This window comes from Paenibacillus anseongensis (assembly GCF_009757995.1).
Classification (GTDB): domain Bacteria; phylum Bacillota; class Bacilli; order Paenibacillales; family NBRC-103111; genus Paenibacillus_E; species Paenibacillus_E chondroitinus.
In genome coordinates, this window is sequence record NZ_WSEM01000008.1 from 568,236 (window position 1) to 591,383 (window position 23,148).

General features: G+C 40.6%; 27 protein-coding genes and 2 pseudogenes. 5 read left to right on the plus strand and 24 right to left on the minus strand.

From position 1 onward, the window contains the following. Window positions 1-23: 23 nt before the first annotated feature. The 5 genes from GON05_RS10145 to GON05_RS10165 form a co-directional block, all read right to left on the minus strand. Entirely contained in the window at window positions 24-1,232 is a 1,209-nt protein-coding gene (locus tag GON05_RS10145) for an MFS transporter (protein WP_157319028.1), read from the minus strand. A gap of 273 nt (window positions 1,233-1,505) precedes the next feature. Continuing rightward, window positions 1,506-2,168 (minus strand): MBL fold metallo-hydrolase, encoded by a 663-nt coding sequence (locus GON05_RS10150; RefSeq protein ID WP_157319029.1) that lies wholly within the window; start codon window positions 2,166-2,168, stop codon window positions 1,506-1,508. 99 nt (window positions 2,169-2,267) lie between these two features. After that, window positions 2,268-2,591, minus strand: a complete 324-nt coding sequence (locus GON05_RS10155; protein WP_157319030.1) for an NIPSNAP family protein — start codon at window positions 2,589-2,591, stop codon at window positions 2,268-2,270. Between the two features lie 13 nt (window positions 2,592-2,604). Next, a complete protein-coding gene (locus GON05_RS10160) occupies window positions 2,605-3,267 on the minus strand; it encodes an MBL fold metallo-hydrolase (protein WP_157319031.1) in 663 nt (220 codons plus the stop codon). A gap of 55 nt (window positions 3,268-3,322) precedes the next feature. After that, window positions 3,323-4,345 carry a zinc-binding alcohol dehydrogenase family protein gene (locus GON05_RS10165; protein ID WP_157319032.1) on the minus strand — a complete coding sequence of 341 codons (1,023 nt, stop codon included), beginning with the start codon at window positions 4,343-4,345 and terminating at the stop codon, window positions 3,323-3,325. A gap of 174 nt (window positions 4,346-4,519) precedes the next feature. Between GON05_RS10165 and GON05_RS10170 the strand changes: the two genes are divergently transcribed. Next, window positions 4,520-4,903, plus strand: a complete 384-nt coding sequence (locus GON05_RS10170; RefSeq protein ID WP_157319033.1) for a winged helix-turn-helix transcriptional regulator — start codon at window positions 4,520-4,522, stop codon at window positions 4,901-4,903. Window positions 4,904-5,196: 293 nt separating this feature from the next. Here GON05_RS10170 and GON05_RS10175 read toward each other — a convergent pair whose 3' ends face one another. From GON05_RS10175 to GON05_RS10250, 15 genes are all read right to left on the minus strand, one after another. After that, window positions 5,197-5,820: a hypothetical protein gene (locus GON05_RS10175; protein ID WP_157319034.1), complete on the minus strand. Its 624-nt coding sequence runs from the start codon at window positions 5,818-5,820 to the stop codon at window positions 5,197-5,199. A 205-nt stretch (window positions 5,821-6,025) separates the two neighbouring features. After that, window positions 6,026-6,487, minus strand: coding sequence for an NUDIX domain-containing protein (locus tag GON05_RS10180; RefSeq protein ID WP_157319035.1), 462 nt, complete (start codon window positions 6,485-6,487; stop codon window positions 6,026-6,028). Between the two features lie 56 nt (window positions 6,488-6,543). Continuing rightward, window positions 6,544-7,029 carry an 8-oxo-dGTP diphosphatase gene (locus GON05_RS10185; RefSeq protein WP_157319036.1) on the minus strand — a complete coding sequence of 162 codons (486 nt, stop codon included), beginning with the start codon at window positions 7,027-7,029 and terminating at the stop codon, window positions 6,544-6,546. 153 nt (window positions 7,030-7,182) lie between these two features. After that, window positions 7,183-7,638 (minus strand): GNAT family N-acetyltransferase, encoded by a 456-nt coding sequence (locus GON05_RS10190; RefSeq protein ID WP_309491791.1) that lies wholly within the window; start codon window positions 7,636-7,638, stop codon window positions 7,183-7,185. Between the two features lie 133 nt (window positions 7,639-7,771). After that, entirely contained in the window at window positions 7,772-8,032 is a 261-nt protein-coding gene (locus GON05_RS10195; protein WP_157319038.1) for a DUF3977 family protein, read from the minus strand. Window positions 8,033-8,186: 154 nt separating this feature from the next. Beyond that, window positions 8,187-8,555 carry a hypothetical protein gene (locus tag GON05_RS10200; RefSeq protein ID WP_157319039.1) on the minus strand — a complete coding sequence of 123 codons (369 nt, stop codon included), beginning with the start codon at window positions 8,553-8,555 and terminating at the stop codon, window positions 8,187-8,189. A gap of 165 nt (window positions 8,556-8,720) precedes the next feature. Beyond that, window positions 8,721-9,311, minus strand: coding sequence for an HAD family hydrolase (locus GON05_RS10205; protein WP_157319040.1), 591 nt, complete (start codon window positions 9,309-9,311; stop codon window positions 8,721-8,723). A 219-nt stretch (window positions 9,312-9,530) separates the two neighbouring features. Further along, window positions 9,531-10,343, minus strand: coding sequence for a hypothetical protein (locus GON05_RS10210; RefSeq protein WP_157319041.1), 813 nt, complete (start codon window positions 10,341-10,343; stop codon window positions 9,531-9,533). Between the two features lie 243 nt (window positions 10,344-10,586). After that, on the minus strand, window positions 10,587-11,009 hold the full coding sequence (locus GON05_RS10215) for a hypothetical protein (RefSeq protein WP_157319042.1): 423 nt from the start codon (window positions 11,007-11,009) through the stop codon (window positions 10,587-10,589). 26 nt (window positions 11,010-11,035) lie between these two features. Next, complete coding sequence (locus GON05_RS10220; RefSeq protein ID WP_157319043.1) at window positions 11,036-11,296, minus strand: hypothetical protein; 261 nt, start codon at window positions 11,294-11,296, stop codon at window positions 11,036-11,038. Window positions 11,297-11,586: 290 nt separating this feature from the next. Continuing rightward, the gene (locus GON05_RS10225; RefSeq protein ID WP_157319044.1) at window positions 11,587-11,916 is read right to left on the minus strand and encodes a YobA family protein; all 330 of its coding nucleotides are present in this window, start codon (window positions 11,914-11,916) and stop codon (window positions 11,587-11,589) included. 149 nt (window positions 11,917-12,065) lie between these two features. Next, window positions 12,066-12,317, minus strand: coding sequence for a hypothetical protein (locus GON05_RS10230; RefSeq protein WP_157319045.1), 252 nt, complete (start codon window positions 12,315-12,317; stop codon window positions 12,066-12,068). A gap of 118 nt (window positions 12,318-12,435) precedes the next feature. Then, on the minus strand, window positions 12,436-12,903 hold the full coding sequence (locus tag GON05_RS10235; RefSeq protein WP_181646252.1) for a hypothetical protein: 468 nt from the start codon (window positions 12,901-12,903) through the stop codon (window positions 12,436-12,438). Window positions 12,904-13,320: 417 nt separating this feature from the next. After that, the gene (locus GON05_RS10240) at window positions 13,321-14,019 is read right to left on the minus strand and encodes a stalk domain-containing protein (RefSeq protein ID WP_157319046.1); all 699 of its coding nucleotides are present in this window, start codon (window positions 14,017-14,019) and stop codon (window positions 13,321-13,323) included. Between the two features lie 432 nt (window positions 14,020-14,451). Further along, window positions 14,452-15,030, minus strand: coding sequence for a DUF4352 domain-containing protein (locus tag GON05_RS10250; RefSeq protein ID WP_157319047.1), 579 nt, complete (start codon window positions 15,028-15,030; stop codon window positions 14,452-14,454). A 397-nt stretch (window positions 15,031-15,427) separates the two neighbouring features. Between GON05_RS10250 and GON05_RS10255 the strand changes: the two genes are divergently transcribed. Beyond that, window positions 15,428-16,087 (plus strand): hypothetical protein, encoded by a 660-nt coding sequence (locus tag GON05_RS10255; RefSeq protein WP_185157203.1) that lies wholly within the window; start codon window positions 15,428-15,430, stop codon window positions 16,085-16,087. Window positions 16,088-16,167: 80 nt separating this feature from the next. Here GON05_RS10255 and GON05_RS39265 read toward each other — a convergent pair. The 4 genes and pseudogenes from GON05_RS39265 to sigK form a co-directional block, all read right to left on the minus strand. After that, a pseudogene (locus GON05_RS39265) lies at window positions 16,168-16,272 on the minus strand (S-layer homology domain-containing protein); the annotation flags it as partial. Window positions 16,273-16,535: 263 nt separating this feature from the next. Continuing rightward, window positions 16,536-17,096 carry an NADAR family protein gene (locus tag GON05_RS10265; protein ID WP_157319048.1) on the minus strand — a complete coding sequence of 187 codons (561 nt, stop codon included), beginning with the start codon at window positions 17,094-17,096 and terminating at the stop codon, window positions 16,536-16,538. 166 nt (window positions 17,097-17,262) lie between these two features. After that, window positions 17,263-17,949: pseudogene (locus GON05_RS10270) on the minus strand (ABC transporter ATP-binding protein). Between the two features lie 48 nt (window positions 17,950-17,997). Next, window positions 17,998-18,558 (minus strand): RNA polymerase sporulation sigma factor SigK, encoded by a 561-nt coding sequence (gene sigK / locus GON05_RS10275; protein WP_309491792.1) that lies wholly within the window; start codon window positions 18,556-18,558, stop codon window positions 17,998-18,000. A gap of 933 nt (window positions 18,559-19,491) precedes the next feature. On the opposite strand from sigK, the gene GON05_RS10280 reads away from it, so the two are divergent. Genes GON05_RS10280 through GON05_RS10290 form a run of 3 tightly spaced genes read left to right on the plus strand, consistent with a single transcriptional unit; the run spans window position 19,492 to window position 23,058 of the window. Beyond that, window positions 19,492-20,574 carry a GerAB/ArcD/ProY family transporter gene (locus GON05_RS10280; protein WP_157319049.1) on the plus strand — a complete coding sequence of 361 codons (1,083 nt, stop codon included), beginning with the start codon at window positions 19,492-19,494 and terminating at the stop codon, window positions 20,572-20,574. Next, window positions 20,567-21,952 carry a spore germination protein gene (locus tag GON05_RS10285; protein ID WP_157319050.1) on the plus strand — a complete coding sequence of 462 codons (1,386 nt, stop codon included), beginning with the start codon at window positions 20,567-20,569 and terminating at the stop codon, window positions 21,950-21,952. Before GON05_RS10280 ends, GON05_RS10285 begins: the two co-directional genes overlap by 8 nt. Continuing rightward, entirely contained in the window at window positions 21,949-23,058 is a 1,110-nt protein-coding gene (locus tag GON05_RS10290) for a Ger(x)C family spore germination protein (protein ID WP_157319051.1), read from the plus strand. Before GON05_RS10285 ends, GON05_RS10290 begins: the two co-directional genes overlap by 4 nt. Window positions 23,059-23,148 lie beyond the last annotated feature (90 nt).

The following is a 23,148-nucleotide window of genomic DNA, read 5'->3' on the forward strand; positions in this document are numbered from 1 at the left end:
TTACGACTGCTACATTGTTGTTCTTATGAAGCCCTACGGGTGCTCCCTCCTGACATGGAGAGCGTTGCCTGGCTGCGGCTGTTGACCCAAGCAACCAAGGCGGCTGCACACAGAATAGCTGCCAGCGTAATGCCAAGGAAGCGAAAGCCAAGGTGCATCAAGGAAGAAGAAAGGATCTGTCCGATACTGGCTCCAATAAAGACAAAGAATGAGTAAAGTGCAACGGCACCACCACGGGCATTCCCGGCAAGCTGGCTAATACGAACGATAATTCCCGGAGCGCTTATCGAGATGCCAGCGACGAAAATAACGCTGGAGACAACCAACGCGAATACCGTTGTGGATAAAGCCTCGAAAGCAATACCGGCAGTGGCGATTATCAGCCCGGTAATAAGAACCTTGGAGGCGCCAAAACGCTTAATCGATTGACCGGCAAGAGGTGACATCAAGATGCCGGGAATGCCTGCCACCCGAATCCACATTAGCCCGCGTCCCCCCATACCAAATGCATCCACGATATGCGTGCCAAGGCCAGAATACATCGCCACGAAGCTAAGCAGCAGCGTAATAGCAACCGCATAGGTGGCGAGCAGCGGTGCGATCCTGAACAAGCCGAACAAACGGCCAATGACCGTTCGAACCGATGCCTTATCACCTGAAACCACTCCGGCTGGTAGTCGAAGTAAGCATACAGCTATAATAAGGTAGCAGACGGCAAGAACATCAAACACCCCTTTCCAGCTGACTATCTGCTCCATAGCACTGGCATACAGCTGCCCAAGCACGCCGGCAAGCAGGAAGCCGCAGCTAATGATTGAAATGGCGACTGAGCGCAGGCGAGGATGTATCACATCACCTACGTACGCGAGGGCGACCGGAGGAAACGAGGCCGCTATAAACCCTTGTACGATGCGCAGTGCGATCAGCCATTCCACCGATGGGCTTAAGCTGACGGATACACTGGACAAAACGAGGACGAGTAAGCCGCCGATTAATATATTTCTGCGTCTAGCTCGATCTGACCAAGTGCCAAATACGATAGTACCAAATGCATAAGCAAAGCCAAACCCACTTCCCGCCCACACCAGCCGGTTTTGCGGCACACCATATGCCTCGGCCAGCACGGGCAGCAGTGGAATGGTAACATACAGCAACGATACGACCAATATAGCTCCAATAGTCAGAATCGCTATAATTCCATAATTCGTTTTGTTTTTGTTTGTTTCATTCATCCTTATACCCTCTATCCTTTTGTTTCTACTCATTTTTTCTAAACCAAATGCTATAAATGAATTCGACCCCTCAAAAATGCCTTACTCCCCAAACCGCTGCACACAGCAGCAGTCCTGGGAAAACATTAAAATTATTAGAATATTCAGTCATTTAAATCGGGATCAGAGTTAGCCGCTCCGATTATTGTATCGCTTAATATTTCGTCGGTGATAAAATAGTATGGACGGCTCTTAGTGTTAGAGCCAGATGTTCATTGGATATATTGACTTTTTTCAGTCTCGATACCGTATCACATGATTTGTATACAATTCATCATTGTAGAGAAGTTCATGTCCATGTGAAGAGCTGAGTAGTGCGGGTTTGATTTCATCAATAATTGCGGCGCTATCAATGTTCTCGTTGACATCGATGCTAAAACTTCTAATGGGTGGATGTAAATCCTCCTTACTTGTAATAAAGAGATCTCCTGTTAAAAGTACATTGTCCGTTTCATGATGGTAGATGACATGCCCAGGAGAGTGCCCAGGTGTTAGATAGTATTGGATAGGCAGGTGTGCAAGTGTTTGCTCTGTTAATGGCAGAACTCTGTTGGCTACCCCTGTATTTTCAAGAGTATTGAAGTTCGGATAGGGCGCTTCTCCATTGATATAAATAAGTTCTTTCTGATGCGCATAAATAGGAATGTTAAACTTCTCTAACCACTTCGCAGCACCTTGAATATGATCACTGTGGCCATGGGTAAGTAAAATTGCTTTGGGAGTACCAATAGCTGTGGCTGCCCTCATTTGAGCATCTACTAATCCTTCTAGACCTGTATCGATGATATAAACATCATCATGATCTTTAATTAACCAAGTATTTACAGGGATATGGATAGGTTCGGTGACTACAGATTCGCATTTATACACATGTTCTGACAGTTGAATCAGGTTCATGTTAAGCACTTCCTTTTAGTATGGTTTGGTATTTCTATTTAAATTTTATTGGGAAGCTGATAAATCGATTTGAATCGGGATTAGAGTTAACAGCTCCGATTATTGTATCGCTGAATATTTCGTTGGCGATAAAATAGTATTGACGATTCTTAGTGTTAGAGCCCCATTCTTCTCTGACGCCGCACGACCAGCAATCCATTCGGGATCGCTAAAAAATGAAGCCCACGCTCGTTCTCGATGGGAGAGATCTTCGAATTCACAAAGATAGACCAGTTTTGGATTTTCACCGACTACGACATTCCAGTATCCAAGCGCTTTTATTCCATGTTTTTTAAATAGAGGCTCTGTTACTTCCTCAAACCGCTTGTGCAAATCGGCAGATTTTCCTGGAGCTATTGTATATTCACGCCATTCATGTATCATTCTGAATCTCCTCTCAATCTCGATACCGTAGCACATGATTTGCATACAATTCATCATTGTAGAGAAGTTCATGTCCATGTGAAGAGCTGAGTAGTGCGGGTTTGATTTCATCAATAATTGCGGCGCTATCAATGTTCTCGTTGACATCGATGCTAAAACTTCTAATGGGTGGATGTAAATCCTCCTTACTTGTAATAAAGAGATCTCCTGTTAAAAGTACATTGTCCGTTTCATGATGGTAGATGACATGCCCAGGAGAGTGCCCAGGTGTTAGATAGTACTGGATAGGCAGGTGTGCAAGTGTTTCCTCTGTTAATGGCAGAACCCTGTTGGCTACCCCTGTATTTTCAAGGGTATTGAAGTTCGGATAGGGTGCTTCTCCATTGATATAAATAAGTTCTTTCTGATGGGCATAAATTGGAATGTCGAACTTCTCTAACCACTTTGCAGCGCCTTGAATATGATCACTATGGCCATGGGTAAGTAAAATTGCTTTTGGAGTACCAATAGCTGTGGCTGCCCTCATTTGAGCATCTACTAATCCTTCTAGACCTGTATCGATGATATAAACATCATCTTGATCTTTAATTAACCAAGTATTTACAGGGATATGGATGGGTTCAGTGACTACAGATTCGCATTTATATACATGTTCTGAGAGTTGAATCAGGTTCATGATAAGCACTTCCTTTTAGTATGGTTTGGTATTTCTGATATTGTTTTTGAGTGCATTAAAAATTTTCAATGGCAATTTTACCAATAACTCTGCCCGTTTCCAGCAATGAATGAGCTTTTCGTAAATTCTCAGCATGGATAGGGGAAAGTCGTTCGCTCAGGGTAGTTTTTATCTTTTTACTATCAATTAAATCAGCTACTTCGTTCAAGAGTATGTGTTGTTGAATCATGTCTTCTGTTTGAAACATGGCTCTTGTAAACATCCACTCCCAAACAAAGGTTGCACTTTTGTTTACGATCAATTGCATATCAAGCGGCCCGTCTGCAACGATTGAACAAATGGTTCCTTGAGGTGCAATCGCGTTCGCCATGTTTTTCCAATGCTTAGCTGTTGCGTTAAGACAAAGAATGTACGGAACGGTTTCATATCCTAACTGCTTTAATTGGGGGACGAACTCCTCGAAGTGGTTGATGGTGTAGTCAGCCCCTTGCTCTTTTGCCCAAGCAACGGAATCAGGTCTGGAGGCAGTTCCAATAACGGTCAGTCCAGCCCATTTTGCTAATTGGACAGCTATAGATCCGACTCCACCTGCTGCTCCAATGATAAGAATAGCTTTATTCTTATTTTCGTTGGATTCACGACTAATGTTCATTCGTTCAAACAATGCCTCGTAAGCAGTCAGCGTTGTTAATGGCAGGGCAGCAGCTTGTGCAAAGTCCAAGGATTTTGGCTTTTTCCCTACAATTCTCTCGTCAATAAGATGGAATTCACTATTACCCCCTTGCCGAGTAATGTCACCAGCGTAATAAACCTCATCACCTGGACGGAACAACGTGCAATCCGGGCCAACTTCTTCAACAATACCCGCCACGTCCCAGCCTAAAATTTTTGGGTTTTCTTCAACCTTGTCTTTAGGGGAGCGAACCTTGTAATCAACTGGATTAACGGCCACAGCTTTTACACGAACAAGTAGATCTCGGCCAGTAGCAACTGGCTTTTCCATTTTTAGATCCAACAAACTTTCTGGGTTTTCAATAGGCAAATAACGATGCAAGCCAACAGCCTTCATTGTTTCCATAGTACATTTCATCCTCTCGTTTAATTCTTTAGAGCTGTTTAACGGTATATAAATGTGAGTTGGTTACCGTTTATGTTCCGACTTCTGTTATAATAAAGCAGTTAGCTATTTTATGTAAGTACGCACATTTTTGTTGTATAGTGTACCTTTTTATACTAAGACTTGAATGGAGGCATGCAAGTGAAAAGTATTAATACTGAGTATCCATCTTGTCCTGACCCCCGCGGATGTCCAGTAGAAACCACATTAGAAGTAGTTGGAGGTAAATGGAAGGGCGTTATTTTATATCATTTACTGTCGGAGACAAGACGCTTTAATGAATTTCGAAGGTTAATGCCAGATATCACACAGCGAATGTTGACCCTTCAGCTTCGCGAATTAGAAGACGGCGGAGTAGTACATAGGGAGGTTTATAAAGAGGTTCCACCAAAGGTTGAATATTCGTTAACGGAGTTCGGCCGTACCTTAGAACCCATTATTAATCTCATGAGAGAATGGGGGTTGAGGTACAACCAGGAGATTGCAGACAAAAGGGATATGTTAGTAAAAGCGGAGTAACAAATTACTTGCGTCACTCGATCCAGTTACAGAGTTACAGGGCTCAGGAGTGGTCTAGCCGACGAACTCATAGACATATGTATCAAATTCGTGATTTTATTAAGTAATTAAAAGGAGCTGCGCCGCAGCTCCTTCGTCGTTTATTAAGCAAGCTTAACGCCCGCCCGCAGTCTAAAACTTCATTTTCACAGTTTATCAAGACCTAATTTTGGGAAAGTCAGATATAATAAAGGGTTCCACATATTATACATGACTAATATGTGGAACCCTTTATGTTTAACTATCGTTCGCCGTTAGTTGAATCCCATGAGTATTTGTTTTGCATAAGAATCCCAGTCTGCTTTATCGGTGTTTATCTCTAAACTGGGGATAAGCGATTGTTTAGTACACATACGAAGCTTTTCCTGATCCTCTAAAAACTTCTGACATGCCTCTGTTACTGTGGGGTGGTTTTTCATTACGTAGGATTTCCAAGCTTCGCCCCGACTTTCAATATATCTAGGCTCTACAGCATCTTGGGATAAGGTTAAAAGCACACAACGTGCATTCAGCCTTGATAAACGTTTTTCCATCATTTCAATTTCTGCAGAATTTATAAAGGCCGCTCGATGATTTACATTGAACCTCTCTAAAAGAAAAAATACACCTTTGGATGGTTTCGTATGACCAAGTGAATCAATCCATTCGAATTGCTGCTCAAGATAATCAACATGACGATTTAATAGCTGAATATGTTCATCCTTGTTCATGGATCTTAATATACCTTGGTATGAATGCAAAACTTGCGAGTAGTGTTCACTTATTGCAAATAACGTCTTTTCATCATTGTTTGTTTGGCTGTGTAATCTCTTTATTGCAGAAAATACTGATGTTTTTCCTGTGGTAGACAATCCTTCAATAATTACTCCCCGAATCATATTTCACCTCACGCTATAACCTTATAAGTTCCACTATAATTGAAATATTCGATAATTGGTTAAACTATCCCGCCGTTAATTCACCGGGAAACGGCAGCCAATCATATGCCAGCTGCCGTCATGTTCCTTTTGAACTATAGTTCCCCGTTAGAGCTTAGTCAATCGCTTTCAAGCTCTTGAGCGAGCTTGCCATCCTAATCGGATCTCAGTTAATATTTATCACTTCGATACTTTCCACATCTAAGTCAAAAAAATGGTATTGGGTAACTTTATTTTTAATCCAATCTTTTAATGGCAGGACTTGAGGTCGGAAATTCAAATATGCTTCAAGTTCCTTGATTGGAACAAAGCTTGCTTCGCTTATCTCATTATCAGGGTCATTGTTGACAGTAATATTTCCATCAATAATATCAGCTGAATAATAAACTTGAAGATACTGCCCCCAGTCAGACCTTTTAAACTCCGTTACAAATGCTACATCATTTAGTTTCACGTTAAAACCTGTTTCCTCTTTTGCTTCTCTGATCGCTGCTTCTGAAAAGACCTCTCGTTCGTGGATACCACCTTTTGGCAAACTCCAACGGTTATTGTTTCCCTTTACTAGTAGAATGGCGTCGCCATTTCTAATGATTACTCCAGTTGCTAATCGATGAGATGGTGGATACAAAACAAATCACTCCTATTTATGAGATTTACTATTGTTTCTTCGTTAGTTCATTTATACTAACCGAGTAATCTGAGCTTATCTTCGATTGATCTTTTACTATCCTCATCCCATACGACGGATATCTCAAAGGTTCCCTTTTCAAAAAATAGGGGTAGTCTACGTTTAAACCACGGCTGCATCGGTAAGTTTGTAGCATCACTAATATCAACCCAGCGCAACTCTCCTTCAGGTGGATTCGTAAGTAATTCCCCTTCAAATTTTGTAACCAGATAATTGAAGACCATATATCTATAATTGTTTTTTGGCACCACATATTCGTCTATTCCTTTGAATATTAAGTCCTCCGGTTTAGCGAGTAATCCTGTTTCTTCTCTGAGCTCACGCACAGCTCCCTCGGTCAAACTTTCAGGGAGATCTACTTTCCCTCCAGGACCAAGATACCCTGGAAATCCCAGTTTATCAGGGCGATTTATTAGTAGGATCTTATCCTCATATTGCACTAAACACATTGTATATAATCCGCACTCATTTTTAACCGACATTTTCTTCCCCCAAGTATCTTGTAGTAATTGGTATTTCTACATTGTTACAGGAATTCCCTTCAATTGGAACTAACCTGATCGTTACTTTAACGAAAGCAGGGAGCAGCTGCCGCATGGCGGGCTGCTCCCTGCTTATTACGCTATCGTTCCTCGTTAGAATAAAGACCACTCATAAATACATTTTTGTCTTTCTCCTTCAAGGTACATATCATTATCGGGAGGAAGGTCAACAATATCATTCAATTTAGCCCCGATGTATTCACATGTTTTTCTGGAGGGAATATTATCTGGATTACATGTAATTATTAGATTCTCCATGAAATGTGCCAGAGCTACTTGTTTAATCAACAGACAAGCCTTTGCAGCATAATGTTTGCCTCGAAATTTTTCAATTATCGAATAACCTATATGTCCGCCGTAGTAAAGGTTTTCATTATTCCCAATTCGAACATCAATTTTACCGACTATCTCATTTGAACTCGTAAGAACGATGTTATATTTATATGCAGGGACAAATCCCTTCGCTTCATCTCCAGGAATCTTTCTATGAATGTATAAAGTTATTTCCTTACCTGAAATGAGGTCAAAATCTAGGAATTTAAAATTCACATTCATCCCCCTAATCGAACTATTAAGTTATCATATTTTGATGCATTATTTTGAAGATAGATCCAATTAGTTCAACGAAAAAGCAGCCGATCGGCTACCATGGTATCGTATTGAATTAACGTTTCTTGCTGGCTTAACCTCGAGAGTCACCTTCAGTTATATAACTTGCTAATCCAAAGATAAGTTTAAAAGCATGCCGTGACTTTTTCATTCTTTTTAAACCTTCTCTTGAGTCCAAAACGAACACTGTTTTACCTAACCAAATTCTAAAATAGATGGAGTGAAGAAGAATAGGCTTAATAATACCCTTTTGCTCATATTCAGACCCATCATCAAGTTCTGTTTCCGTACGTACGATCCAGGTATTCCCTATACCAACCTCGATATATTTCAATTAGGTTACCTCATTCCTAGCTAATAAGTGCCAACCTTCATATTAACACATATTGGAAGTAATCTGCCCTTTAGTTGAATGAAAACAGGGAGTAGCTGCCGAGGCAATCTGCTCCCTGTTTGTATTGAACTATCGTTCTTACGAAAGTAGAATTTCATTCTTCATCTTCAAGTAGTTTGTGCTGCTTCATATAATCTTCATATGCTTCATTCACTTTCTTTTTACAAAGACTTTCCCATGATTCTTTTAGTTCCGATACCATTTTGTCGTTATAAGGATTTGGGTCCATATCGCCTCCAAATCCTATCCACGCATCAGAGGCTACCTCACCCTTTTCATCTGAATAGGCTATTTCAAGTGGCGCTGGTGCATGCCCAGAGAACTCACAATTTTCCATTAAACAATGGTACCCTGGTTTACGTACTCCATATTTACAAAAAGGTGGAACAGGTGGAATACCTTCATCTTGGTCTCCTATCCCGTAAAGACAGTGTAGCTCCACAATAAGATGTGCAAACGCCACGCTTACAACCTACTTTCTCAATATACGTTCCATTCATGATTATTAATTCTTTGTACTTTCGAAGTATCCTGCCCTTTGAGAAAAAGGTCCCCTCGCGGCAGCCCAATTAATTAAACTATAGTTCGCCGATAGTTCAACGGAGATTGATCTTTTTACTGCATTAAATCAATCTTCTACAGCTGACAAAAGTGAAGTGACATTATAAATCCAGGCCCCTTTTTCGTCGGCTAATATGGTTTTCCACCCGAGCGAATTTGCTTCATTAAAATTTTTATCCTGATCATCAACAAACAATATATCTCCCTGGTGGTTTAGTTGCTCATGAACTAGAGCGTATATTTCAGGCTTAGGCTTGCAGCAACCTACTTCACTGGATACTGTAATACTGCATACATAAGGTTCGATAGGTTTAAGAATGGATTTTATCCACTCTATGCGATGGTTACTTAATATATGGATATTTGCGTATTTACTCCACATCTTTACTTTCTCAATAGCTGGCATTGGACGAATATTTGAAATAAGGATTTCTTTTGCGTTTTCTATATGAATTGTAGGAAATTTCAAATGCAACTGTTTCCAGAACCCCTCCTCTGGCATCTTTCCAGTCCATAACTCTTCACGCATTTCCTTTCTAAAATTAAAAAGCATTTCATAAGGAGTACTTGATTGTTCCGACAGATCTTTCCAAAAATGTGGAGAAAAATTAGTAGCAAGTACCCCACCAATATCGAGGACTAATTCTTTATCAGCCATGCATAAAACCTCCACTAAAAAGTTTCAAACATATTCGACTTATAGAGTACAAACACCTCTTGTTAAACTAATCTCCCGGTACTTCATTGAAAAAGGCAACCGATCGTCTGACCGGCTGCCGTGGTGTTCATTACGTTTTCGTTCTTGCCTTAGTTCAGCACTTTGTGTGTGTCTATGCTTTATTTTCTCTATTGGATTTGAATAAGTCTCTGCTTGGCCTCATTTCTTGGTCAAAAACGGCTTCATATCCTCGGGAGACTTGATCAAATCCAGCGTAGTTTTTGTTTTGCCTGTACGGGTATCAAATTGGATTTTAAACGGTAAGGCTTCACGATAGAACTTGCTATTCATGGTATCGCTTTGCATGGTAAAAACATCATTCTTCCTTATGTCATTACCTAGACTTTCGATGAAGCTCTTCGGATAAAAGATAATCTCCATTGAAGCATCCTTTAGAGCTCTCTGCTTCATAAACTCAGTTACGAGATAACCATACTCAAGAGCTCTTTGCTCAGTAAAATAAGGATCGACTGCCATTCCCATAAACAGATATTCTTCAGTAGCATGCTCATGTAGCTTCCTAATGTCCTTGTACTGGGTCTCGGCAGAGAACTTGTCGAGTAACTCCTTCGGTATGTTTATATTGACTGCATAACAATCGAAGCCTGGACTCAATTGAGAAATTAAAGGAGCGTACTCCTTGATCGTGTCATATCGCCATTTCGATTCCTTAAAGCTATGTTCGTCCACTTTAAAGTCTTGAGACACAGACACATAAAACTTGAGTTGAGGTCTAGTCGCTGGGTGCGCCGTTACGAGATATTTTCCCTTGTCTTCTCCGAACTGTTTAGAATAGGCTACGCTCTCGATGAGGAAATCTTCTGATTTCATGTAGACAACTGCTGCGTGTTCAGCCTTAAACCCGATAATCGGATAGTAGATATAGTCCCAAAGAACGGCGATGAAAATGGCGGCAATTAACCCGAATACTGATATAAAAACGACTAAAAACGCCTTCAATCCCTGCTCCACTCCCTTTCGATGTCGTCATTCCCCCGATAGAATGCCCTTCGATATTCCATGAACATTAGGATAGAATTGGGAAGCATGAGGTAAAATTGCTTATAACCTTATATTAATTATCGGCTCTCACCTAATCTCTCTGTAGTGCATTTATTGAAGATTACTGCCTGTTACTTTAATGAAACAGGGAGCAGCTGCTGTGGCATTCTGCTCCCTGTTTATTGTGCTATTGTTATCCGTTAGTTGAATCCCTTATCGGGGAGGATTTTGATTTCTATCAAAGACCACCTCTGTTTGGTCTTCTAATTGATTGTAATTAGCCCAAATCGATAACTCTCCATCGAATCCTTCTTTTCTCCATCTAGAAATAAATCCCCCTGCCCAATCGTTTTGTGTATCATTATCATTAAGAGTTGAACTCTCATACGCAATTTTCCAATTAAGTCTAGGGAGTTGTTGCAAATAAAAGTTATATACTTCTTTCCAATGGTTGCCTCTGATAACATAGTTCCGATTGGTCGGTTTCAATCCTTTATATAAAGGAATGTCCTTATGTTGCTCAGGAATAATAGACATCGCCTTGTAAGTGTCATCTGTAAATTTTTGATATGAAAACCATCCTACAATAAATAAAACCACAACAAAACCTAATACAAGACAATTTAATTTCTTCATTTCATCCTCCCACAAAGTATTTTCAGCTAGCTATTAATAGCCTTCTCCGCGAGATATACCTCATCCTTTTTGACGTAGATGTCGTATTGGCTGTTTTCATTTCTGCCTGAACCCACTGTACCCGTGTCATGACTTGTTATTCGGCTGCGATAGGAAATGCCATGACTTTTTAATTTATTTACTGCATCATAATAATTCGATTGATTGAATGCAGTAAACACTAAACGCCTATGCTTGGAAAAAAGAAACATGATGATATTCATAATGAGTTGCTCGATATTCCCCATATTAATCATCACCCCTAACATTTTTCAGATACTTGCGAAACCGTTTGCCAATATCGTTGGTTGGCAATTTTTTGCTTACTTTCAGGCTAGGTTTCGTTTCGTGATTATTTTCCATTGAACCACCCTCCTGTAAGTTACTAATATCATTTAGACATTCAACACTACTCACGTAAGTTCCAGCGTTTTACAGAATTTATGTATTTTTCATTTCACTCTACTGCCCGTTCGCGGGGAAAAGGCCTGCTACGCGTTAGCCCTTTTGAAAATTTAAATTTTTTTTTCCCGTTAGTTCAATCATTAATTATTTCTATCTTTTTAGCACTCGCCTGTGTTGGAAAAGACTCATTAATTCCACCATCGACCCAATATCTTACTTTTTGTCCTACTGAATGTTTTGAGGTCGAAGTTTTTAGCCAAATAGCATTTCCTGAATAGCTCCCTGATATATCTCGCCATTTTTTACCCAAATCGGTGTCTTTAATATTATCCAGAACTAATACTCCGCTGTCACTTACTTCAAAGATATACCCTTGCCCAGTAGGTTCCGTACTTAATTTCCCTTGACATCCCAACAACGTAAATACGACTGCTGCTATCATCACAATCTTTAAAAAATTCAAATCTCAAGTCACCTCTGTTATTAAATTTGTTCCCCCTTATTGAAGCAAACTGCCAGTTAGCGGGGAAAAGGCAGCCGCTTGATGTCGACTGCCTTCCTGATGTTTATTAAGCTATAGTTACACGTTAGCTTAATCATCATTTGTTGCGGTTATTTTCCGTATTCGATAATTTTAAATGCCTGCTTTAAGCAAACAAGTTGATTTAATTTTACCCCCATTTTATCGTTGAACACTCTGTAAATAAGTATCGCTAAATCTGTTTCAGACTTACATGACGTGGATTTCTGAGCGATTGCTCTTACTTCAATGCTATATTCGTTTTCTGGAGCACCTCCTGCTAAAAGACCAACAGGGTCCCAATCATTAATTACTTGGGTTAGAGCCTCTATGTTTATGTTCACCTATTTATCACCTTCTGATATTGGTTATATGTTCTAATCACTCCCGGTGGTGAGCATAACCCGGCAGCCGATCCATGCCCGTATCCGCGTCTTCGTTGAAGCTATAGTTCCCATTAGTTTAATCGTAAATTTTGCTTAGTTGAGCAATGTATTGCGATTCCTCGAAAATCATTGGAGGAATTTTATCAAGCCAATCAACTTTCGTTCCCAAACTTTCATATCCCTGAAGTAACTCTTCTCTTGTGCTCTTATCGAATCCGATATGCTTCCAGGTGATAAAACCATCTGCTTTAATGACATCTGCAACAATTACAGTACACCATAAATCGCAATCATCGGGGCACATCAGAATTGGCAAGACAAACTCACTTTCTGCTGAATTGAACCTCTCTTTAATCAATTCCTTCTCTTTCGGGTTGTCTATCCAGTCAATAATTGTTGGAATCATACCTAATAGATGATTTTCAGGATAGTAATTATGAAGCAATATATCCAAAGGAATATCGTCTATTACGATATTGTGATGCTCGACTTTGCAATATTCGCTCTTCATCGAGGCGACTTCAATTTTATTCACCAGTTTCACGACCAACACCTCATTTGAGCATTTTACTTCAATGATATTTTATCACGAATCACTCCGCTAAACTGCCCGTTAGCTGAATGCCCAAAAGTATATATTTTGGTCTTGTCGGCAATCGGAACATATTCTTGACATCGAGAAATGACAAGAATATATTCCGAAAAAATAAAAAAGCCGCCATTTTGGCGGATATAAATCGGACTATATTCTTGTCACTCGACATCTAAGTATATAGAATGAACGCGTGTTGAATTATTTATTTGTTGTATCGACGACGGGATGGTGGAAATTAAAAAGGTCTGTGCAATTAAGCACAGACCACCACATACTACTTTTTATGAGACTATTATTCCGAACGGGGTCGCTTTTTGGTCACGAAATCCTTACTTAATTGACCCAGTAACTAGTTGATGTTATTCATTATGGAATCTCATTGTGGAATGCCCCCATGCCCCAAGCTTGATCTTTGACTGCCTGGTAATATTCATCTATGATGCTCTGAGGAATGAATTTTTTAAGGAATGTCAAATCAACATAACGACTTCCCATATAAGCAGGAATATCGTCTGAATTAATTACTTCTATACCATATGTAAAATTATATTCTGTACCTTGGAATACAATGTATTGAACAATTGTTTTACCATCTCCAAGAAGCTTGCTACCTGTATTGAACCAATATTTATTAGAATTTCCAGTTCCCTCAGCCTTAGCGCTCATGAAAATAGCGAATTTATCGAGGTTTATAAGTTCAATACCTTTCACCTTATAATCCCCATAGAGTTTTTGAATTTTTGTATTCAGAGCTTGTCTGAATTGTTCAGCTCTTTCTTCTGGTGTAAGTTCAATAGCTGTTGCGGGTACATCTCCGATCTCTACCCTCTTGAGAGTATCATTCCACAAAACTTGTTTACCTAAAGCTGTTCCAATAGACTTCAGAGGAAGATAGGTACTTCCATCAATGTTAAGTGGTTCTGAATTATTACTTTGTAATTGTTTCCCATTTACCAAGATTTGGTAGGTAACTGGACTGATAATGTGCTGGATCTGCTCAGCAAACGATTGTCCTGCAAAGGTAATTGTACAGCCAATGATGATACCTGCAATAAGTTTTTTCATTCTTGATCTCCTTTATAAAGATAAATATATACGAATTTCCACATTGAAATTGGAATGATAAAAAGTAAAATAACGGGTCTAAGTACTTACTTGTAAGTCTTAAATTGTCATGCTTCGTTCATACCATCGTTACTAGAACTAAATGTTAATCTTATTCGCAAGCAACGCCATCACCATCCCGGTCAAGCTTTTCTAGTAACTATCAATGTTGCCCAACTGCCGGGGCCTTCCTGCAATAAAAGAAGAAAGAGGGTTTCCTAGGGTCCCTCTTTCTTCTTATTCAAAACAGCCTCAGGGATAACTCTTAAAGATCGGTCTCCTTCGTTGATCCTCGTAAGAAAAAATATCCAAGGAGGGAGGCAGCATCTTGCTTTATTGACTTCACTTTTTTTAAACCGTGATGTATAGGGCGATTTACTGTCAGAATCGTTATTAGGACTGAACTTCAAAGAAAATGTACTTTGCCCCACCGAAGTCAAACATGTTATCCCGAACGGCTAGTCCAAATCTAGTCACGTCAGCCGGTATTTCAAAAGCTATCGTACCTGATTTTTTGAGATCAGGATTGATCGGATCATAGCTTAACATTTTATACTCACCACTCCACGGTAGGATGTCAAGGCTGTTAGCTTTGTACTGACGGTCTTTGTCATCGATCAAAACAAAGTTACCGTCCATCATGGTTTCAGGCTTTTTACCTACGTTCTTTAGTTCAATATCTATTAGGATAAATTGGTTATCAGTTGTTTTCTTATCCACTTTATTGGTAGCAGTGTTCTTCAAGACTTTTAATTCAAAGCTACCAATTGTACCGGATTCACCTTTTGGAATCAGCTTAGGTGGCGTAGGTGTCGGTGCAGGAGTAGCTGTTGGTGCAGGTGTGGAAGCCGTTATCGCTTGTTGAACGGGCTTCTGATTCTCTAAATTTTTGTAAGCTGATTCTGTAGTACAAGCGGAAAGAACAATTGCACTTGATGTAATAGTAATAGCTGTGATTAAGAGTTTTTTCATAGTTGAAGTGATGATCCCCTTTTTATGTAATTTCTTACTATTCTACAGAAGTAACCCTACATCCTCTTTATTTAGTTATATCTCCCTGCTCATCCAATATGAAGCGAGCAAAACTTAGCATCTATTTATGCAAATACATAAATATTTAACCTTCTTCTACAACTCCAAGACGAAGCGGCAATTTACTATACCGGCAAAACAATCCATTAACCGGATACAGCCCAATTGAAGTTATCTTTGCCATTCTGACTAGACTAGATTCGGCCGTTCCATAGGATGCCTAAAGTTTAGAAACAGCGTGTAGTATCCTTACTTTCATCACTTACGATGTAATCTTTCGTAATATCTGTTATAGTAAGAAAAAACTTACAAAATAGATTTAGGAGTGAATGGGTTAATGAACGCCAAGAATCAAATTATTTTACTTGCAATGCTCTTAGTGATTATCTTGTCAGGATGTGCAAAGACAACGACAGAAGTAAATGGAGAAGGTTCTGTAGCAGCAACTACTGAGCAGCCCAAAACAGAAATTTCAAAAATTACTAATCCACCAACAACAGAAGTAAAGTCAATAGAAGTAGATAAGGGTCTTTTGAATGTCAAAGTGACAATGCCGTCAAATATGTTCAACGGGGCAAACTTAGACGAAGTGATCGCAAAGGCCAAAGCTGATGGTGTAAGTGAGGTTGTCAAAAATGATGATGGCTCCCTTACATATACCATGTCTAAAGCCAAACATAGTGAAATGATGAAACAAATGGAGACCACTCTTCTTAAAAATATCGACGATATTAAAACTAGCGGAAACTTCAAATCAATTAAGGATATAACTAGCAATAAATCATTATCAGAGTTTACAATTACTGTTGACCAAAATGCATTTAAAAATAGTATGGATGGCATGGCTGGCCTTGGTATCGCCATGACAAGTATGTTTTATCAATTATTTAATGGGGCTTCAGCAGATAATTATAAGGTTACAATTTCTTTAAAAGATGCTGAGACAGGTGCTATCTTCAATACTATTGTTTATCCAGATGCTTTAAAAAAGAAATAGGAAACAATAATGTCCAAGGAGAAGCTACTGCATATCCCTGGAAATTATTTTTTGAAAAAACGTTTCTAATCTTTATCTATTTACATCTTATATTTATAATCTGGCTTGAATGTGCCGTCTTGATAGCCATCAACATAACCGGCTTCTAAAGTATTGTCGATACTTGTTTTTGCCCAGTGTGTGCTGGTATCAGAAAATCCGGCAGTATTTCATAGTTGCCCCTGTTGCTGTCCAGAGAAATTAAAGTTTTAGACTGTGGGGCTTGATTTAACGTGGTTTATGGAGATTGAAAACGCCAGACTTTGAAAAATGAGTATTAGACTGACTAAAAAATGAAACAGCGGCGGCCCGAGACTTCAAAAATAAAGTCTTAGACTGTCGCTGTCTTTGTTCAACTAACGTTCTCCGTTAGTTGAACGAGTGCTCACCCATAATACTCTTTAGGGATTCAGCCCTGGTTTATTTGCAATAATTGATCGCGTACTTCGGTCAATGCAAATCCAAGCAGGTTTCTCCCTTTCCATTTCAACGGATTTTCTATGTCTGGGTTGTCCTTTGCTAGCCCAATACCCCAGATAGGGTCAACAGGACTCGCTTCGACCAATATTCGATTTTTTGTAGTTTTCATGTAATTCCAAAGATCTGAGTTTTGCTCAAATTTCGCATAGTTTCCACGTTTCACAATGTCATAACAGTGCTTTTCCCAAATAGCCCCATCGAAGGACTTCACTAATCGACCAAAATCTTTCATCTCTTTAGGATGCCGCGCATTCATAATTGCTTTTAACATAGCTCTATCGCCAAATAACCTTGCTTTTTCTGCCATCATGAACTGTTCTGCACAACTATAGGATTCGCCGTTAACAATGAACTGACAATTCCACCACTGACTGAAGCAACTCTGGTTGATACTTCCATCAGAAAGAGGTGTATGACCCCAGAAGAAAATAAATTTTCTTCTTTCTCCTTTTTCATAGAGATTAATCAAATCTTCGATCGAGTAAATCATTCAATTCTCCTCGCATTTTTATGAATTCATTGATAAAGCATACCAATATATAGTAACAGATAATTACCATTTACTGAAGAATTCTGCCCGTTAGCTTAATCCCAATACCTAAGTAAAAAAAAACAAACCGGCACTCCATCGGAGTCCCGGTGCTTGCATCCACCTATCAAACCTCACTCAACCGCCCATCCCGAAAATGCACAACTCGCTTCGCCTGCTGAGCAATCACCAGATCATGCGTAATCAAAACGATCGTCCTGCCCTGCTCATTCAATCTCTTAAAAATCTCCAAAATCTCAACGCCCGTCTTTGAATCCAGCGCTCCTGTCGGCTCATCCGCCAGAATAATCGCCGGATCCCCGGCCAACGTCCGGGCAATCGCAACCCTCTGCTGCTGCCCGCCGGAAAGCTCCGAGGGCAGATGTCGCCTGCGATCTACTAAGTCAACCGCTTCCAATGCTTGCATGACAAGCGGCTCCCGCTCTTTCCTGCTCATCCCTCGGTAAATGAGCGGCAGCTCTACATTCTCATATGCATTAAGCCGTGGCAGCAAATTAAAGCTCTGAAAAACGAATCCGATCTTCCGATTCCGTATTTCAGCCAACTGAGCATCCTTAAGCTGGTTAATTTCCTTCCCGTCCAGCACATAATCCCCATGATCTGCAATATCCAAACAGCCAATGATATTCATGAGCGTCGACTTCCCCGATCCTCACGGGCCCATAATCGCCACAAACTCGCCATGATCGATTTCCAGGGAAATATCATCCAATGCCTGAATTGTTTCCCCACCCATCACATAATTCTTACTCACATGTTCGATCTGGATTAAGGTCATTCCCTTCGCCTCCATTATCTGCAACCAATAAATGAAGTAAGCGATTCATCAACCTAGCCGACCTTACCGCTTCGCCTTATAAAACTCATGATACAGCTTCATCAGCGCCCGCTTCTCAATCCGTGACACATAGCTGCGACTGATGCCCAGCTCCTTCGCAATCTCCCGCTGCGTCCGCTCTTCCCCGCCTAACTCAAGCCCAAACCGTCCGACGACGACTTCCTTCTCGCGATCATCCAAAATCTCTAAGTTCCGATAAATCTTACTTTTCTCTATTTTGAGCTGCACTTTATCTACGACATCGTCGGCTTCCGTACCGAGGATGTCAATCAAAGTGATTTCATTCCCCTCTTTGTCCGTTCCGATGGGATCATGCAAGGACACATCCTTGCGTGTTTTCTTCAATGAGCGAAGATGCATAAGTATTTCGTTCTCAATACAACGCGCCGCAAAAGTCGCCAGCTTTGTACCTTTGTTCGGGGAGAACGACTCGATGGCTTTGATCAAGCCGATCGTTCCGATCGAGATCAAGTCCTCCAGATCTTCTCCGGTGTTGTCGAATTTTTTGACATTGTGGACACGAAGCAACGTAGATTTCCTTGGAGAATATAATGCTAGATTCAATTTTGAATTAATAAGACAGACATAAAAAAAACTGCTTCTTACTTAAGTGAAAAAATAATTCTATTTTTCTCCTTCACGATTTCAAATGGTCGTTTCATATCGTAATCCTATGTTCGAGCATGTGACAATGCCATACAAAAAGCCCAGTGAAAGGATCGAATCTCGCGATAAAGGGAGGTGACATAACCAGTGGGTGCATGATTTCAATTTTTAAATTCCCTTTCATTTGGTTCAGAAGGACGCGCCAGTCCTGTAAATTCAAGTTTAGCTGTTGCTTGAAATTGAGCAGCGTTAAAGGTTGGCGCTCTATAATTTGCGTGTCAACGACATGCAAATTAATGGGGTGGTCATCTGCTGTGAGATTTGATTAACCGCCAGATCTCAACAGTTTAATGCCTATTGTCCTTTGTATCTCTAACCTTTCCAACCTTTTTACAAGCTCTTCAATAGGTGTGATATTAGCTTTTAATTCTTTTTCAATTTCTGCAATCTCCCTTTTCTTCTGTTCGACAATTATAATTCCTTTCTTATAACCCCCTCCTATTCAGGATCATCGACGGGCAAACGCCGTTAATGCACTGTAAGATGTAACTTAATGGATTCCCCTGATGGTCGTAGTTATGATTTCTATTACCTTCTAACCGTGACTCACCGCACGGGACTCGTCTAAACAAAAAAAACTCGTTCCCATAATTGGGATCTGAGGCTTTTCTTTATTTGAATATATTTTTCATAAAATTAAAGATATCAAAAATCGTCCGATTGTAAACTTTGTTGTAAACAGCTTTTCTAGGATTTCTTAGCCATCCATACCCACAAGGCAGTTAATTCCCAAGCCGTTGTACAATCTGCCATCTTACACTAGTACGTGAATAAAATATATGTAATTGGAAAATTTAAGTATACCGCCATCGTAAGAAGGAGCTGATTTGTTTGAACGGAAAAATCACACCCTTCCAGTTGTCTATGCTCCTGATTACATATATCGGAATCTCCAACCATGTCATCCTCATTCCAATATTGTTAGATACCGCGAATCGCGACGCATGGATCTCTGTCTTGGCAGCCATTGTACCTTCCTTACTTCTTGGCCTGTTGTATGTATATATGTACAAACAGATCCCCTCTTCGCTCTCCACCTGGGTAAAAGAGAAAACAAATTCACTGGTGTGGCTTATTTTCACAGTTCTATTCACGTTATACTTCTTAACTCAGGCTAGCATCAGCATACGGGATACGATCGTGTGGTCAAATACATCATACCTCACTTATACCCCAACATGGGTAGTCGGCATATGTCTCATCGGGATTAGTTATTACACGGCAAGAAAGGGACTGGCCGCAATTGCAATCACCAATGGTATTCTGCTTCCCTGGATCGTTCTATTCGGTTTTTATATTATGACAGTAAACTTTCAATATAAAGACTACAACTATATGTTCCCTATCTTCAAAAATTCAGTGCTATCTATCACAAATGGCGCATGGTACACAACATCGGGGATCACGGAGATCTTCCTCGTGTTCTTTCTCAAGGACAATGTGAAGGGCAAGCTGTCTCGAATGAATATGATACTGGTTGTTCTTATGTTGATTGAGCTAACGTTCGGACCATTGTCAGGCATAATAGCCATGTTCGGTCCGTTCGAAGCCGAGAAACTGCGATACCCGGCTTACGAGCAGTGGCGCATGGCATCCATCGGAAGTATGCTAAGTCAAACCGACTTTTTGTCCATTTATCAGTGGTTAGCCGGTGCGTTTATACGAATTTCGTTGGCGATCTACATCATTCACACTCTGTGGGTGAAAAAATGGAGGCATCCAGAAATTTTATTCATCCTGATTTCTTTATTTCTATTTGTAATCAATCAGCTTAAGCTGTCGGATATAAAGTTTCACGATTATGTAAAAACCTATTATACGAGTTCCAGTCTATTTTGCGGTGTCACTAGCTTAGTGCTCTTAATTTGTTTTTGGGCAGGAAAGAACAAGAAGGCGGTGAAGCAAAATGGCTAAAATAAGCGAAAGCGACATACGGCAGTTATTTGAGGACTGCGGCGATGTTAGCCTTGAACCTATCGGTGGTTTTCTGTTCATTTTCTGCCAAGGCATGTCCAATCGGGAGCAAATCAATGAAATGAGCACATGCAGTGCAGACATTTTGAGGCAGCACCAAGCCACTTTAACATCGAATTGGAAGAATGAGCTATCGTTATATGTGTTTAGTGGCAACTTACTTCTCTTCGACATGGAAACGGAATGCTTTTATCTGCACTATGTCGCAGACCCGCCTCAAAGAGACCCGGAAGAGTCAGTGACGGAAACGTCCTCCAAGGGAGCACGCGACGGATTTACCGAAAGCATCAAGACCAATGTGGCGCTAATCCGCAAGCGACTGCTAACTCCGACACTCAAAGTGGAATCTTTTACAATTGGTGTCCGGAGTCAGACCGAGATATGTTTGCTCTACATCCAAGATATTGTTAATAAGGAGGCTGTCGATGAGGCTCGAGAAAGATTACAGAACATCCACATCGATGCGCTTATTACGAGCTCTCAGCTGGAAGAAGCAATTTCGGATAAGACTATGTCGGTAGTACCGCTTATTGACAATACCGGGCGGCCCGATTTTGCTGCTGAGTACTTGATCGGCGGCCGTTTCGTAGTTTTGCTTAACGGTTCGCCACTTGCCATTATCGCCCCCATTACACTTACATCGCTTATAAAATCACCGGAAGACGGCTATTTCCGTGCGGTGATCAGTTCTTTTCAACGGCTAATCCGAATGTTTGGCTGGTATTTGGCTTTGTTCCTGCCAGGATTCTACATCGCGCTGATCGGATTCAATTTCGAGCAGATTCCATTGCCTTTGTTAGCAACAATCGCAACAAATCGCATCGGACTTCCGGTTTCACTTCCATTAGAGGCAGTTATCGTGCTCATCTTGTTTGAGTTGTTTAAAGAAGCAGGACTGCGGCTCCCGAAATCTGTAGGCCCAACCGTAACCGTAGTCGGCGGTATCATCGTAGGCGATGCCGCCATACGAGCCGGTATTACATCCCCTACAGTAACAGTCGTGGCCGCGACCACGGTAATATCCGGCTACACGCTGGTGAATCCGACGCTGAGCGGCATCGTATCAATTGCACGCATCGCCATTATGATCATCACCTCTTTTCTCGGGATGTTCGGGTTCTTCCTGTCTATCTTCTTCGTCATCGCCTATTTATCCGATCTCAAATCGTTCGGGATCCCATATCTCTCTCCGCTTTCACCGCCATCTTGGGCAGATATCACAGGGGCTCTGCTTAGGAAACCGGCGAATAAAATGAAAAAACGTGCACAGAACTTACATTTGCAGGACGATACGAGGATGAGGGACGGAAAGTCATGAATAGAGTCTGGAAATCTACCTTGGTCGGCTGCATCATGTTATTCCTTTGTGGATGCTGGGACGGAAAGAACATTCAATACTTTAATTTCGTTAATATGATCGGCATCGATTATATCGACGGAAAATATAAAATCTATGCGCAAATAAATGATCTCGCGTCCATGGCGAAGCAAGAAGGAAGCGGAAACACCCCGAATCCGATTGTTGTTGGAGTAGGCGAAGGCGAAAGTATCGGGATGGCGATGTTCGATCTGCTGAAGGAAAGTCAGATGAGAATGGATTGGACACAGACAAAAGCGTTTATATTTAGCGATCGTATGCTTGCTAAGGGGATTTTCAATATCCATGACGACTTGATGCGAACACGCGATCAACGCTATACACCCTGGGTATTTGCTACGAATGAAGACCTTAGAAAGATTCTAAGCACAAAGCCGATTACTGGAAACTCCTCGATTAACACAGTGTACTATCAACCAAATCTTTTATATAAGCAGATGCAATCCTCTTTTGAGCCATTGAATTATCAGAGGTTCATACGATCTTCAAGAGAGCCGTTCGAAACCATGCTGTTGGATCATATAAAACTCTCCGAGAGCTGGGATAAAGACGGTAAACCGTTTACGCTGCCAACCGTGGATGGTCTTGTTGCTTTGAAGAAGGGAAAGAGCGAAGTCAGATTCAACCGTAAAGAAGCTAGCGGAGTGAAATGGTTAAAAGAGAGAACATTACGCGGTATACTCCCCATCAAGGACGATCATGGCATATTTATTGGAACAGCTGCCTTAAAGAACAATAAGGTAAAGAAAACAGCCGCATATAAGAATGATAAACGAATCGTTAAGATTGAAATTAGCATGGACGCCTCCATTAGAGAGCAGAAGAAACCGCTCAAGCTGAATGAAATGAATATGTTGATTAAAAAAAACGTCGTAGATGAAATTACAAAAACCTATGAACTTGGCAAGAAACGATCTGTTGACATTTACTCCTTAAACGAAGTTTGCTATCGTAAAGGCTTGACCGTCAATGAAGATATTCCGGAGCTTGAGCTGGATATCAAAGTCAATCTCTTGGCTGCGAACATGTTCGAGTTACGGGACTAGTTCTTACGAAATGCCTCCACTTAGGCCCTCTTTATAATCAACGTCTGACTGTTTGGATATTATATTTCAACGTTGATTAAGTACAGATAC